This is a genomic window from Rhodococcus sp. NKCM2511 (assembly GCF_014905595.1).
In the GTDB taxonomy this organism is placed as follows: domain Bacteria; phylum Actinomycetota; class Actinomycetes; order Mycobacteriales; family Mycobacteriaceae; genus Rhodococcoides; species Rhodococcoides fascians.
This window is the reverse complement of record NZ_BNHJ02000001.1, coordinates 2,240,028-2,253,577: the sequence shown is the minus strand read 5'-3', so window position 1 is coordinate 2,253,577 and position 13,550 is coordinate 2,240,028. Positions and strand designations below refer to the sequence as shown.

The following is a 13,550-nucleotide window of genomic DNA, read 5'->3' as shown; positions in this document are numbered from 1 at the left end:
ATCAACTCAAACAGGAGAGTAGCCCGTTTCGGCAAGGATCAGCGGTCCATGGTCCGAATTGCATTCAAACGGACGACGCAGCCCACCGGCGGGTTGATGCAGCCGATATCGGGCTTAGGAAGTGAGGCTGCCGATCCATGCGCCCGTCAAGAATGCGGAACAAAGAATGGTGCAGAATCCTAGTAGTCGAACTTTGAGCGCGAAGAGTAGTAGCGCTCCGCTCAGTGCCTCAACCGACGCGTATGCGGCGAGTAGAACGTTGACGTCGAAGTTGCCCACTCGTGAGGAAACAATTGCAGCTACCGCGACCACGCTGACAGACACCATTGTTAGTCTGGACGCGCTGGGCGGAAGAAACCGGAAGGTCATTCGCTGCGCAACTGCGGCGGTAGTCGCGCAGATGAGCCAGATGCCTACAATGGCGACCGGAACTAGGAGTTCGCGATACCAGAAGAAGGCAATGACGCTGCCTCCCAAAGCGATTGGCGTCAGTCCAATCCATAAAGCCTGAAGGAATTTCCGACCAGAGGCTGGAGAGTCGGTTGATTGGTGGATCAGGGTAGGGACGACGGCATTGACCAGCGTGGCTGACGCGGCACCGACGATCTTGGTTGCAACGCTAAGAATCGTTAGATTAGACGCTGGAAGCAGAACTGCAGTGGACTGAATCAGCACAACTGCGGTTTGTCCAATTCCGGAGCGTGCAAAGAACCATCCCGCACCAGACCTGGACCGTATTCCCACCAATGGAACTGCCGCGAGTGCCGTGTTGCCGACCCCTTTGCGGACCATCGCCAGCAACAAGCAGATGTTCCCAAGGAACAGGGCTATGAGCATCGCTGTGACTGATCGAACTGGATCACCCCAGGGGATCAGTAGTGTCAGTACAGCAAGCATGTTGGCGGGCAGAGCGATTCCTGACATCCAACGCGGGTCGCCTTCTGCTTCCGAAAATACTGCTCGAAACCACACCACTGCCTGTATCGCGGCGTTTGCTGCGCTCGCTGCCACGATGGGGAGCAGGTCGATGCCTAGCTTGCCGTTCAATTCCAGCCACGCAGCACCTACTCCCACGAAAACGATGCTTAGGAGGGGGGTTGACCAGCGGAGAATCCCCACCCCTCGTCTGGATATTCGGTGTTCGCTTAGCAGCATTGGATACATGACACCGACGAGCAGAGTGAGCGTTGGCAGGAGGCCAAGGTTCCACAGGTAGAAATACGCGTCCGTCGAAGTGTTCGCACCGTTCCGCCAAATCAGGAGTGCGAGCTGAACCACGCCAGTGCCCTGTGATGCGAGGGACAGGACGGGCCCCCGGAGCATTGCAAGCGGCGGCCGGGCCTTTCGTTGAACCATGGACGTCACTTGCTAACTATGGCTGCCGGTTCCCCGATGGACAACACGAGTGGGGTCGGACACATGAGCGAGGAACACGGCTATTGACGAACGTCATCGTCGGGTGCTCGATCAAGGTGAACCGCGGACTGCCATCCAACTTCGCTGCAGTCTCCGCAATCCATTGGTCGGGTGGCCGTGGGCGGTATCAGGGCAGTACGGACTCTTTCGCCGCATAGACGGCCTCGGTGGCATCCTTCTGCGGTCGCCACCACTGCTCGTTGTCGCGGTACCAGTCGACGGTCGCTTTCAATCCGGCGCGGAAGTCGACATAGGTTGGTGTCCAACCCAATTCGGTGCGGAGCTTGGTCGAGTCGATGGCGTAGCGAAGGTCGTGGCCGGGGCGGTCGGTGACGAAATCGAATGCGTCGGGTGCGTTGCCGGTCTCTTCGAGGATCGCTTCGAGGACGGTGCGGTTGTTGGCTTCGCCGTCGGCTCCGATGAGATAGGTCTCGCCGATGCGGCCGCCGTCGATGATGGCCCAGACGGCACTGTTGTGATCGTCGACGTGGATCCAGTCGCGCACGTTCTGCCCCGCACCGTAGAGCTTGGGGCGTGAGCCGCTGAGGATATTGGTGATCTGACGCGGGATGAACTTCTCCACGTGCTGATACGGGCCGTAGTTGTTGGAGCAGTTCGAGATGGTGGAGCGGACCCCGAACGATCGGGTCCAGGCACGCACCAGCAGATCACTCGACGCCTTGGTCGAGGAGTACGGGCTCGACGGGTTGTACGGGGTCGATTCGGTGAACCGTGCCGGATCGTCGAGTTCGAGGTCGCCGTAGACCTCGTCGGTGGAGATGTGGTGGTAGCGGACGTCGTGTTCGCGGACCGCGTTGAGCAGGGTGGTGGTTCCGATGACGTTGGTGTGCACGAACGGCCACGGGTCGGTCAGGGAGTTGTCGTTGTGGGATTCGGCGGCGAAGTGGACGACGAGATCGGTCTCGCGGACGAGGCTGTCGACGAGATCGGCGTCGGCGATGTCGCCGTGCACGAAGTCGATGCGATCGGCGACGGGGTCCAGAGAGGCCTTGTTGCCGGCGTAGGTGAGCTTGTCGAGCACGGTGACCTGGGAGTCGGGGCGCTGCGCGAGGGTCTGATGGACGAAGTTCGCGCCGATGAACCCGGCCCCACCCGTGACGAGGATTCTCATGAACAAGAACGGTACCGGGCACTCCCGTCAAGCACGCGACGTAGCGCCGGAGCTAACAAAGGCGCACTCGTCTGCACCGCGCGTTCAGCGACGTTCTCTGGAAGACTTCGGGCTCATGCGGGGAATCATTCTGGCGGGCGGCACGGGCTCACGGCTTCATCCGATCACGATGGGCGTCAGCAAACAGCTGGTCCCGGTCTACGACAAACCGATGATCTACTACCCCCTCTCGACCCTGATCCTCGCCGGGATCCGCGAGATCCTCGTCATCACCACCCCCCAGGACGCCGACCAGTTCGCACGCCTCCTCGGTGACGGCTCCCAGTTCGGCATCTCCCTGACCTACAAGGTCCAACACGAGCCGAACGGCCTCGCTCAGGCATTCGTGTTGGGTGCCGAGCACATCGGCACCGACAGTGCGGCATTGGTGTTGGGCGACAACATCTTCTACGGCCCCGGGCTGGGCACCCAACTCTCACGCTTCGAGACCATCGACGGCGGAGCCGTCTTCGCCTACGAGGTCTCCGACCCCACCGCCTACGGCGTCATCGAATTCGATGCGAACCGAAAAGCTGTGTCGTTGGAAGAAAAACCCGCCGCCCCGAAATCGAACTACGCCGTCCCGGGCCTGTACTTCTACGACAACGACGTCATCGCCATCGCCCGCGACCTCGCCCCCTCCGCCCGCGGGGAATACGAGATCACCGACGTCAACCGCCACTACCTCGACGCCGGCCGCCTGCAGGTCGAAGTCCTGCCCCGCGGCACCGCCTGGCTCGACACCGGCACCTTCGACTCCCTGCTCGATGCCTCCAACTACGTGCGCACCATCGAACAACGCCAAGGACTCAAGATCGGGTCCCCCGAAGAAGTCGCCTGGCGACGCGGATTCATCACCGACGACGAACTGCGCGCCCGCGCCGAGACACTCGTCAAATCCGGCTACGGCCGCTACCTGCTCGACCTGATCGACCGAGGAAACCGATGACCTTTCGCGAACTGACAATATCCGGCGCCTACGAATACACCCCACGCCAGTTCGGCGACGACCGCGGCGTGTTCTTCGAATGGTTCAAAGCGAGCCTCTTCGAGGAAACCACCGGGCGAGCCCTGGATCTGAAGCAGGCGAACTGCTCGGTCTCCGCCGCCGGAGTGCTGCGCGGTATCCACTTCACCACCAACCCACCCGGGCAAGCGAAGTACGTCACCTGCGCCCGCGGAGCGTTCCTCGACGTCATCGTCGACCTACGCGTCGGCTCCCCGACGTTCGGGCAATGGGACAGCGTGCTGATCGACGACATAGACCGGAAAGCGGTGTTCCTCTCCGAAGGACTCGGCCACGCCATCCTCTCGCTCGAAGATGACTCCACCGTCATGTACCTGTGTTCGTTGGAGTACACCCCGGCGTTGGACCGCGACATCAACCCCCTCGACCCCGCCCTGGGCATCGACTGGCCCACCACCGGCCGCGACGGCACACCCCTGACCTACGAGCTCTCCGACAAAGACAAAGCCGCCCCCACCCTCACCGAAGCCCTCGAAGCAGGAAACCTGCCCTTGTGAGGTTTTCGCGCCAGTAGAGGTGCGGAAAAGGCAATGTTGGCGAGCTTCTATCGGTGGCGGGGCAGTCTGGTAGGCGATCCATCCGCGGCATTCGGCCGGGGTGTCGAGAATCACCCTCACGTTGGGCCGGGCCGCAAGAGCGACTTACCGTTCCTGCTTGGGCCGGGTGGAACGCCGCTCAACGTATTCCGCCCCATATAAATATCTGAAGCGAAATTAGGGACCCAGATTGTCGTGAGACGTCACAACAGGGAATTCGCCGAGTAGATCTCGTGAATCAAACGAATGAGTGACTGGCTCCAGGGGCGATACTGATCCGGTGCACGGCGATCGAATACTTATGTAACGATTGAGCCACACGGTAGCCCGTTGCGGGGTTTTACGAACGGACGAGGAGCTCGAAGCATGGAGATACAGGATTATCTGAAAATCCTGAAGGCGAGATGGATCATCATCGCTGTAACCGTGGTCGTAGCGATCCTTGGTGCCCTGGGTGCGTCCCTGCTGACGACGCCGTTGTACGAGTCGAGCGCCAGGATGTTCGTGTCCACCACTGGTGGCGCGTCGGTGAGTGAGACATATCAGGGAAACTTGACCTCTCAGCAACTCGTGGCCTCGTATTCCGAATTGGCCACCAGTGATGCTCTCGCAGCCAGGGTCTTGGATGTGGTACCGCTTGAAGGTATGTCTGCGTCCGAACTGGCGTCGAAGGTGAAGACGTCGTCGACTCCCGACACTGTTCTGTTTAATTTGACGGTGACCGACCCGTCGCCTGCACAGGCTCGCGACATTGCTAATGCGATGGCGACCGAGCTGACCGAGCAAGTCCGAGAACTGGAGACACCTGCCAATGGCGGTGACCCCGCAGCAGGCGTCAAGACGTTCCAACAAGCTGAGGCGTCATCCACGCCTGTCAGCCCTAAGACCAAGCGCAATCTCGCCCTGGGGGCGGCCGTCGGCCTGCTGCTCGGAATTGCCCTCGCGGTCCTGCGCGACCGCCTCGACAACACCATCAAGGGTCGTCGCGAGATCGAAGAAATCTCCGGAAAGGCACTTGTCGGCACGATCCCATTCGACAAAGAACGGAAGGCACATCCGGCTGTCGACTTCCAAGACCTCACTCAATCGGCTAGCGCCGAGGCGTTCCGTGAGCTGCGCACCAATCTGCAGTTCCTCGAAGTCGACCATCCGCCACGAGTCATCGTCGTCACGAGTGCGATTCCCAGTGAAGGCAAGACGACCACTGCAGTGAATCTTGCTGTGGCTCTGGCCGAAGCAGGTCATCATGTGGCTCTCGTGGAGGGCGATCTGCGTCGTCCACGTGTCTCGAAGTACATGGGTCTGATCGGCTCGGTCGGACTGAGTACGGTTCTCGCGGGCCAAGCAACGGTCGAGGAGGTGCTGCAGCCCACCAAGTACGAAGGCCTGCAGGCCATGGCGTCGGGCCCCATCCCGCCCAATCCATCCGAGCTTTTGGGCTCCGAGGCCTCACGTGCGCTGTTGGTCGAGCTGCGTTCGCGGTTCGACTACGTGATCGTCGACGGTGCCCCGCTGCTTCCGGTGACCGACTCGGCCGTCCTCACCACCCATGCTGACGGCGCTCTTCTCGTCACCCGGTACGGACACACGAAGTCCACCGAACTCGCGCGAGCTATCGGCAATCTCGAGACAATCGGTGCCCATGTCCTCGGTGTGGTGTTGGCGTTGACCCCATCGAAGAAGGGGGACATGTACAGCTACTCGTACAACTACACCGCCGATACCAACCTGCCGCGTCAGGTGGTGCCCCCGGTTCCCGCACCGGCACCCCAGGGTCCAGTTGAACCGCCGCCGACCGCCGCATCCGCCCCCATACAGCGCAAGTCGACATACAGCGGACTGACGCAATCTGTGCTCACGACACCTGCCGAGAGTGCGCCCACTCCGACCGCTAACGCAGCCCCCTATGCGCGCGCACGTAGGCCCTCGGTGAGCACGGATCCGTCGCCAAATGCAGTAGAGGACTAGCGTTTTTCGTAAATAGAGAGGCGACGGCCTCTAGCCTCTTATTATCCCGCCTCAAACGTGGACTGTTCATTGGGCGAAAATTCGTGCTAGGCGTTACGGAAGTAGATTTGGATTACTTCTCCGAGCAGAGCGTCGTACAACATTTACGTGGTCGCTGCCCGGTAGGTTCTCCTTGTATCTCTGCACCGCCGACCTTATCCTCCTAACAGGCTGCCGCTTCTCTGTTAAGGCGATCTGCGATTATCCGTGCACCCAACGCAACTTGCCAGTGCTGCACAATGGTGGCTACGAGCAATGAGGGTGCCTAGCCTCCGCGCCGGCAGCCGGTTAAGCGCTTAAACGCTGTGCGAAACCTCCGCTGGCATTAGTTTTGCTCTTGAGACCTAAAGACGGCTAACCGCTACGCCAGCAGTGTTTTGTATAGATCGTGCTCCCGTGCGAAACCCATTTGGCTTGCTGCTCGCTGCGAGCCCCACCGCGACAATGAGAAGTGCGTAGCTCGACGGCCACATCATCACCTCGAATGTCCACCACATCGCGAACGTAGCGACGACGGCCCACATCAATCGGCGATCACCCTGAACGACGGCAAAGACGGCGAGGCCGGCCATGGCTAGGACACCGATCAAGCCAACCTCTGCAAGCGTGGAGATTAGCTGATTGTCGACCGCGTAGAACCCACCAGCGCTGGGTAGTAGCCCTTCCCGGTACAGGCGGATTGTGGACCAGAAGCCGTTGCCGACCATTAGGTTCACCGCCCCCTGCTCAGTAAGTAGCTGACCGAGCGAGCTGAACGAGGACTGTCGGTGCCCAAGCGAATCGCTGTTGAGGAAACGCTGGAATACCTGCGACTCCCAGAACCCGGACATTGTGAGCAGTGCAATCGCGGATGCTGCGGCATAGAGACCTAGGATGACGCGACTCAGCGGGTGCCGCGCGGAGAACAGGAGAATTACCACGGCGACGGCCAAACCGCTGCGGCTGCCGGCCGCAAGGATTCCGGCGAGGCATACTGCGATCACAACAACGTTGAGCCACTGACGGGGCATCGGTCGAAAACCGACAATAAGACCGATCCCGACAACCATCAGGAACGCCAGCACCAACGGTTGTCCAAGTGTTCCCTGTGCACGGATAACTCCGTCGAATATTTGGCTTTCAAGCAGGATCGGTAAACCGTTCGCGTTTAGTCGCGAATAGCCCCAAAGTGGACCGGGCTGGAAGACGGCTTCGAACACCGAATAGATGCCCTCCATCGCGGCTACCAAAACGATGACCCGAACGACCATCAACCGTTCGCGTTCGTTGACCATCAATGCCATCACCATGAGCGAGACACCGAGGAGTACGTGGAGCCGCGACTGCGTTGGCCCTTCAGGGTCGGCAGCTCGGTACGTAGCCAACATCATCGAAGCCAAGTAGGTAGCCAGGAGAATCATTGGAACGTACGAGCGGAACCGCAAACCCCGCGAATAAATCGCAAGAGTGGCTAGTCCGACCACAGTCAAAGGCACTACGCGACTCAGGATGCCGACGAGACTGACCTGCAAGATTGGGACGGCAACGAGCAGGAGTACCGCGATCGAGAGGTATACACCGACGCCTTTGCGCCGGTCGAGTTCGACATTCCTTGTAACGTCGCGCCGCGCAATGGTCGGAAGAGCTGAGTCCATGAACGCAATGATGCCGTACCTCGTGCTCGCTCGCGCAGGACAGTAGTCGCTACGGGTTCATGCCTGCCCTTGTGCGGCGTGCAATGAACAGGCTCGGGAGCGCCGAAGACGAGAATGGCGATGGTGGATCTAGTAGCGGTCCAGCCTGCGTTGCTTCCGGGTAGCGACAAACTGACCAGTGGCGCGAAGATGTTCCCACGACGCCAAAGAAAGGGCACTGACCCCACTCGACAAGCGGGCCATTAGATTGCTTCGACTGCATGTAGGAATCACGCTGCATGTTTTAGTCCCTGAGGGCACTCCAAGCGGGTTTCGCTCGCGGTTCTTCGACACCGCCTTACGCAGTCGTTATAAGCCGCATACGGCACCAGCGGCGAGGCAACGCCACTGAAAGGTCATGTGGGCAACCGCGCAGCTGTTGGCCAAGACGGAGGGAGTCGCTGATGGCGCAATGTATCTAAATGTGGCCCCGGAAACGGGGGGCGCGGAGTATCACCGCGTGGCGATGGTCGTCACAGTTCCCGACGGAGACTCCGTCATGACCGGCGTGGGATACGAAGAGGCAATCCCGGCGTACTCCTCGTCGAACTTCTAGAGTCGAGCTGACCGGTGTTACGGGCAACTCCCAAATCGCGAACGACGCGAGCGGAAAACTCGCGCTCGGAGAATCCGGAGTCGTCCACCTTGATGGTTTCAACGGGTCAGGCGGCTCCTTCATTGAGGGGCCTCTTTTTCGCACCGAAGACGCGGCCGACAGCCCGGCGGTGGCAGCACCGTTCCCGCTACTTCGTCTTCCTCTATGTACGCCGGCTTCAGCATCGGGTGCAAACGTGGAAAAGTTGCGTGCCGCAGATCAAACCCGCGGTACTGAACTCCATTATTGGTAACTCAACTATGAAGGTTTCGACCCTTTCGGCTTTAGAATGGAGCGCTGAGGCCCAAATCTACCGCTATGGAGTCGGCAACAGCCCAGCAAGAGTCTCGGTGAACGCCGCTGCGATCTTGTCGCCAAAAGCGGGGGCCATGTGAACCTTGTCCATCTTCGTCGGAGTTTCTCCCACAAAACTTGGGCAATATCCGTCGGCGCAAAACCAAGGTCGTGAATCTACAAACAGTCCGCCGTGGCTGGCTGCCAGCTTCTCTTCCGCCCCCGCAATGTCCGTCCACTGCTTGGTCACGTTACTGATGCATTCGGCGGGAACGCTGTTTGGTGTGTAGCAGTCTCCGATGTCTATGTCGGATGGAGGCGGCGACAGGAACGCCACGCGACCCACGTTGTCATCGAACTGACTGATCATTCGCTCCATGCCTGCAGTCCATTCATTTGGGGTCAACGATTTGGGCTGGCCCAATTGCGTTCTCGGTTCATACGTGTTAGTGATGACAACGAGTTCGGGCCGTTGTTCGTTGATGGCATTGATAGCGTGCGCCTTCCTCGTGGGGCAAGCATCAACGAGTGCTTGATCGGAATTACCGATCGCGTAGTCCACGAAAGTGCATCCAAACATGGCTTGGGATTGGACCTGCCACTGACCTCCGGAACCTTCTGCGAAAACTCTCAGTGGTGCGAGGTAGGTCAGTGCAACTGAATCCCCGACTACGACGATCTTGCGGGGAGCGTCTGGTGAACCCCAAGTGCACTCGCTCTGGTTTGGAATTGAGGTCCCACCGCACGCACTAGCGAAGTCGGGGACTTGAGGCCCTGCGATCACACTGTCCATGGAAGGTGAGAGTTCCGGCCAACTATCGACCCTGATGGCGTTCCTGATTTCGTCAGTCAACGCAGCCTGAGCTGGGCCGACCACTTCGGTCGAAATGCCGGTAGTTGGTGACAAGGCTGCGGGCGGAGCCACGACGACGTGCGGAAACAATGCGTAGGCTGACAGCCCAACCGTGAACAGGGCCAGTCCACCGGTTCCGGCGACCTGTTTTTCGTACGGCATTTTCGGGATCGACGCTAGACGCCAGCGGGACAGGCTCAGCATCTTGCGTTCGATGACCTCGTTCGGCGTGCTCAGCCAGTTGGATTTTCTGATCGGGTCCTCGAAGAAGGTGTACCCGAGCACCGCAAGGGAGAACATGATGCCAAGCGCGGCCGCGTAGTAGTACAACCCAGGTTCGATCAGCGCACCGAGAAGGATGATCACCGGCCAGTGCCAAAGATAAAGTGAGTACGAGATGTCACCGAGGTACGTGCTGACCCGGTTGGTGAGTAAATGCAAATATCGATGGTCGCCGCCGACTCCCGCTGCGATGACGAGTGCCGCACCGAGTACTGGCACGGCTGCCCAAGGCGCGGGGAACCCACCACCATCCTCTGTGATCGTGAATGCGCCGACGACTATGGTCCCGAGTCCAGCCCACGCCAGCACCGGGCGCAGCGGGTGCGGGATACGCTCGAGATATGTGATGGTGATCGCTAGGAGAGCACCGACCCCCAATTCCCACACTCGGGCAAAAGTGGAAAAGTAGGCCCAGGTCGGGTTCTCCGCCGTGACCAGTACGGAGTAGGTGAAAGACGCTGCGACAGCTAGCCCCATCACGCCGGCAGAAGCAGCTAGTCGAGCACGGCGACTGCCCGCTCGGGCAGTCACAGCGGCGGCGAGCGCCAGCATCACCAGCGGCCACACGAAGTAGAACTGTTCTTCGACACTCAGCGACCAGTAGTGCTGTAGGGGTGAGACAGCAGCGTCGGCACTGAAGTAGTCGGTACCTTCAATTGCGAACCGCCAGTTCGATGCAAAGAAGAACGCGTACACCGAATCGGTCAAGATCGATTTTGCGCGGGCTGCGTTGGCGATGAAGTAAGCGGCGGCAACCGTCGCGACGAGCACTAGCGTTGCAGCTGGAACGATTCGCCGGATGCGTCGCCGATAGAAATCGGTGAACGAGATGGTGCCGGTCTTTTCGTAGGTATGCAGCAGTGAGCCAGTGATCAGGAATCCGGAGATCACGAAGAACACGTCGACTCCAATGAAACCGCCGCGCGGCCAGCCGAATAGATGCGACAGGACGACGAGAATCACCGCGACCATACGCAGGCCTTGGATGTCGAGCCGCGCTAGAGTGGTCGCAGTACTTGATCTGTTCACCCGGGTCACCGATGTCATGCGGAGAATCATGCCGTACCGCCTAGTCTGCCCGCTCGCTGAGCGCCGTCTTGACGGGTGCGTAACGCGCAATCAGCCATGCCATCGGGAGCAACAGTTTGCTTTCAATCGCGGTTCACAGTCTGCGTACTAAACTTGCCGGGCTTCCGACATACAAGCTGTCCGGTTCGCAGTCTCTCAGCACCAGTGAGCCAGCGCCGATAACGGCTCCGTCGCCGATGTTGACGCCAGGACAGATGGTGCTGCCCGCGCCGATCCAGACCCCTCTGCCAATCGTCACCGCGCTGGATACTCCCCTGCCGGCCCGTCTCTCCGAAAGACCGATTTCATGCGATGTCGTGATGATGGATACGTTCATGCCGAAAGCAGTTTGTGCGCCGATCGTGACAGGTGCGATAGCGTCTATGAAAGCTCCATGATTGATGAAGACTGCACGTTCTACGCGCAACTTGGTGCCGCCAATGAAGCAGTGCGATTGTATTCCGCAGCGTTGAACTTCCAGTCCGGCAATTCGGTAGAAGAACCAGCGAATCTCTGACGGGATCAGCGTCGACGAGATGAGGCCGTTGAATACTATGTTGCGAAGGATGGTTCGCAGGCGGGTGATCACGAAGTAATCCTCCCATTAATTCTGCTGTCCGTTGCAACAATCACCATCGGTTGACCGCAACGTCATGGGCAGCCATGGCTGTCTCAATAAACGACGCAGTCGAGTGTGAGATCTAGCATCGCAACGAATGACCCTTGAACGCGGCGAGAAGAAGAGCGCGATAGGAGGAGAACGGCCGTACTCCCGGCGCGCCCGCTGCGAGTACGATGCGCGGGCTGTGGCAACCTTACTGCTAGCGCTGGGCATCAACATTGCGGAACGTCGATGCTCACCGTCGGCTGATCGACCAGAGGTTGCACGGGCACCGTCGCCTCACCCGGAGCCGAGGGCTCCTCGAGCTCCCAGGTGACCGTCTGCGACTTTCCCGGCGGAATAGTCAGATACGCGGCCTGCACGGGACGACCTAATTCGGTGCCGGCCTGTATGGAGAATCCGGAGACACCGTTCACCTTCATGGACGTGATTTTTGCGCCCTGAGTGCCGTATAGATAGACGATCGACTCGTTGGTGCCGTACGGGACGTTGGGCTGGAACGTGCTCGCCACGTAGGACGTCAGGCCGTTCGGATCAACGTTGTTGGTGAGCGTCGCCGTCACTGTCGACTTACGCGTCCCAGCGGTGCAGGATTCGGCCGAGTACTTGATATCGCGGGCCAGGTAGTAATCCAGCTTGTTGCCACCGGCATTGTTGACCACCACATTGGCGTAGGGAGCCGGGCTGTCCGGCAACACGTGACCTACCTTGGTGCCGGCCAGAATTGCCTCCTCGGCTGGGTCTGCGCTCCACACCGAGATGCGGCCTTCACTGCCGGCGCGGCCCACCGCGTCGAGCAAAGATCTGGTGGGGGCAGCGCCCGTGGTCATCTTCTGTACCACTGCAGACGCGATCTGCTGTAGATACGCCTTACGTGCCAACTGGTCGTCGCCGAACCTCGAATAGGCTGTGCTGAGGGTGATTTCGACGACGTTGTCTGCAGTGATCTGCTCGCCGTCGGCCAGTGTGACCGGGCCGGTGGCTCCGAGGATGTAGCTCAACGCAATCGGATCGGTGGCGATGGCACCGTTGAGCACCTCACCGGTCTGCTCTGTCCACATCGACGACCAGATCTGGCCGGCATACGGAAAGTGTGGGCTCGCATTCGAGTTACGGAAGTCGGTCGTGGTGTTACGCGGTGCCCACAGTGCGTTGTATTCGGGGCCCAGGTCGATGGGCTGCTTCGCGAATTCGAGTTCGTTGTTGCTACCGAGAGTGTCGACACGGGCTGTGCCGTTCTCGGCGCGAATGATGCCGTAGCCACCGAGCAGGCCGCCGGTGCCGCGGGCCTCCGCATTGGTCTGGAACGCGAGAAAGTAACTGCGCGGGCCGTTGTCGCCGAGCATCGACGGCAACAGCTGACTGGCGATGCGGGTGTTGGTGAGCAGGCCTGCGAGATCGTGTGTTTGATCGATCAACGACGTACGTGCATCGCTCACGACGCCGAGGAATGCGGGCTCGTCCACTTGCTGCGCCTGGAGGCTCAATTCCTCGGCTGCGGCAGCGGTCTGCTCCAGCACAGGTTGTGCGTCCCGGAGAGCCGCGGTATCGACCTTGCCGCCGCCTTCGACGAGGCTGCTCGGATTCAGGCTTTCGCCCGCCGTGGATGCGGGAGTGAGGACGTCCACGGCCAAACCGTGCACCACATCGGTGATCTGAGCTACCGATTTCAGCGGACTACCAAGGTAAGGAACGGCTTTCGCTATCGAAAACGGGATGGACGTCGTTGCCGACACCGCGTCGTCCGCTGATTCCGAAGCCCGAGCGGCCGCGGCCTCGGCACCGGCCGCATCACCGTCGAGCAGAGCATCTTTCGCCTGCGTAGCGGAGTCGCGCGTCGCGTTCAGGCTGGACTGAGCGGTGTAGGCCTCGTACCCCAGCCACACCAGAAACGCGACGAGGACGACCAGCAACACCCCCACCGTAAGGAGAATCGGCCGCTTCTTGCCGGATCGAGAACCACGAACATCGGTGGAACTGGTCGCCATTGTCGGTGGCCTCTCGGT

At 60.1% G+C, this 13,550-nt stretch carries 10 protein-coding genes; 4 read left to right on the top strand and 6 right to left on the bottom strand.

Annotation, left to right across the window (positions count from 1 at the left end; all coding sequences use genetic code 11):
* Positions 1–114: 114 nt before the first annotated feature.
* Both JLZ96_RS10315 and rfbB read right to left on the bottom strand, forming a co-directional pair.
* A complete protein-coding gene (locus JLZ96_RS10315) occupies positions 115–1,047 on the bottom strand; it encodes a hypothetical protein (protein WP_201010011.1) in 933 nt (310 codons plus the stop codon).
* Positions 1,048–1,543: 496 nt separating this feature from the next.
* Complete coding sequence (rfbB, locus tag JLZ96_RS10310) at positions 1,544–2,548, bottom strand: dTDP-glucose 4,6-dehydratase (RefSeq protein WP_135044879.1); 1,005 nt, start codon at positions 2,546–2,548, stop codon at positions 1,544–1,546.
* Between the two features lie 115 nt (positions 2,549–2,663).
* Between rfbB and rfbA the strand changes: the two genes are divergently transcribed.
* The 3 genes from rfbA (at position 2,664) to JLZ96_RS10295 (ending at position 6,118) form a co-directional block, all read left to right on the top strand.
* Complete coding sequence (gene rfbA, locus JLZ96_RS10305) at positions 2,664–3,536, top strand: glucose-1-phosphate thymidylyltransferase RfbA (protein WP_201010010.1); 873 nt, start codon at positions 2,664–2,666, stop codon at positions 3,534–3,536.
* Positions 3,533–4,111, top strand: a complete 579-nt coding sequence (locus tag JLZ96_RS10300) for a dTDP-4-dehydrorhamnose 3,5-epimerase family protein (RefSeq protein WP_201010009.1) — start codon at positions 3,533–3,535, stop codon at positions 4,109–4,111. The genes rfbA and JLZ96_RS10300 overlap by 4 nt, the downstream gene beginning before the upstream one ends.
* A 405-nt stretch (positions 4,112–4,516) precedes the next feature.
* Positions 4,517–6,118, top strand: a complete 1,602-nt coding sequence (locus JLZ96_RS10295) for a polysaccharide biosynthesis tyrosine autokinase (RefSeq protein WP_201010008.1) — start codon at positions 4,517–4,519, stop codon at positions 6,116–6,118.
* A gap of 383 nt (positions 6,119–6,501) precedes the next feature.
* Here JLZ96_RS10295 and JLZ96_RS10290 read toward each other — a convergent pair whose 3' ends face one another.
* The gene (locus tag JLZ96_RS10290; protein WP_201010007.1) at positions 6,502–7,791 is read right to left on the bottom strand and encodes an O-antigen ligase; all 1,290 of its coding nucleotides are present in this window, start codon (positions 7,789–7,791) and stop codon (positions 6,502–6,504) included.
* A 397-nt stretch (positions 7,792–8,188) separates the two neighbouring features.
* On the opposite strand from JLZ96_RS10290, the gene JLZ96_RS10285 reads away from it, so the two are divergent.
* A complete protein-coding gene (locus JLZ96_RS10285) occupies positions 8,189–8,386 on the top strand; it encodes a hypothetical protein (protein WP_201010006.1) in 198 nt (65 codons plus the stop codon).
* A gap of 355 nt (positions 8,387–8,741) precedes the next feature.
* On the opposite strand, the gene JLZ96_RS10280 is transcribed toward JLZ96_RS10285, so the two are convergent.
* From JLZ96_RS10280 to JLZ96_RS10270, 3 genes are all read right to left on the bottom strand, one after another.
* Positions 8,742–10,913, bottom strand: coding sequence for an acyltransferase family protein (locus JLZ96_RS10280; RefSeq protein ID WP_201010005.1), 2,172 nt, complete (start codon positions 10,911–10,913; stop codon positions 8,742–8,744).
* Positions 10,914–11,016: 103 nt separating this feature from the next.
* Positions 11,017–11,511, bottom strand: coding sequence for a DapH/DapD/GlmU-related protein (locus JLZ96_RS10275; protein ID WP_201010004.1), 495 nt, complete (start codon positions 11,509–11,511; stop codon positions 11,017–11,019).
* 245 nt (positions 11,512–11,756) lie between these two features.
* A complete protein-coding gene (locus JLZ96_RS10270; RefSeq protein WP_201010003.1) occupies positions 11,757–13,532 on the bottom strand; it encodes a DUF4012 domain-containing protein in 1,776 nt (591 codons plus the stop codon).
* Positions 13,533–13,550 lie beyond the last annotated feature (18 nt).

Bases quoted from the DNA above. Each gene is read 5' to 3' on its own strand.
- rfbB (WP_135044879.1), bottom strand. From the start codon at position 2,548: ATGAGAATCCTCGTCACGGGTGGGGCCGGGTTCATCGGCGCGAACTTC.
- rfbA (WP_201010010.1), top strand. From the start codon at position 2,664: ATGCGGGGAATCATTCTGGCGGGCGGCACGGGCTCACGGCTTCATCCG.
- JLZ96_RS10300 (WP_201010009.1), top strand. From the start codon at position 3,533: ATGACCTTTCGCGAACTGACAATATCCGGCGCCTACGAATACACCCCA.
- JLZ96_RS10295 (WP_201010008.1), top strand. From the start codon at position 4,517: ATGGAGATACAGGATTATCTGAAAATCCTGAAGGCGAGATGGATCATC.
- JLZ96_RS10290 (WP_201010007.1), bottom strand. From the start codon at position 7,791: ATGGACTCAGCTCTTCCGACCATTGCGCGGCGCGACGTTACAAGGAAT.
- JLZ96_RS10285 (WP_201010006.1), top strand. From the start codon at position 8,189: ATGTGGGCAACCGCGCAGCTGTTGGCCAAGACGGAGGGAGTCGCTGAT.
- JLZ96_RS10280 (WP_201010005.1), bottom strand. From the start codon at position 10,913: ATGATTCTCCGCATGACATCGGTGACCCGGGTGAACAGATCAAGTACT.
- JLZ96_RS10270 (WP_201010003.1), bottom strand. From the start codon at position 13,532: ATGGCGACCAGTTCCACCGATGTTCGTGGTTCTCGATCCGGCAAGAAG.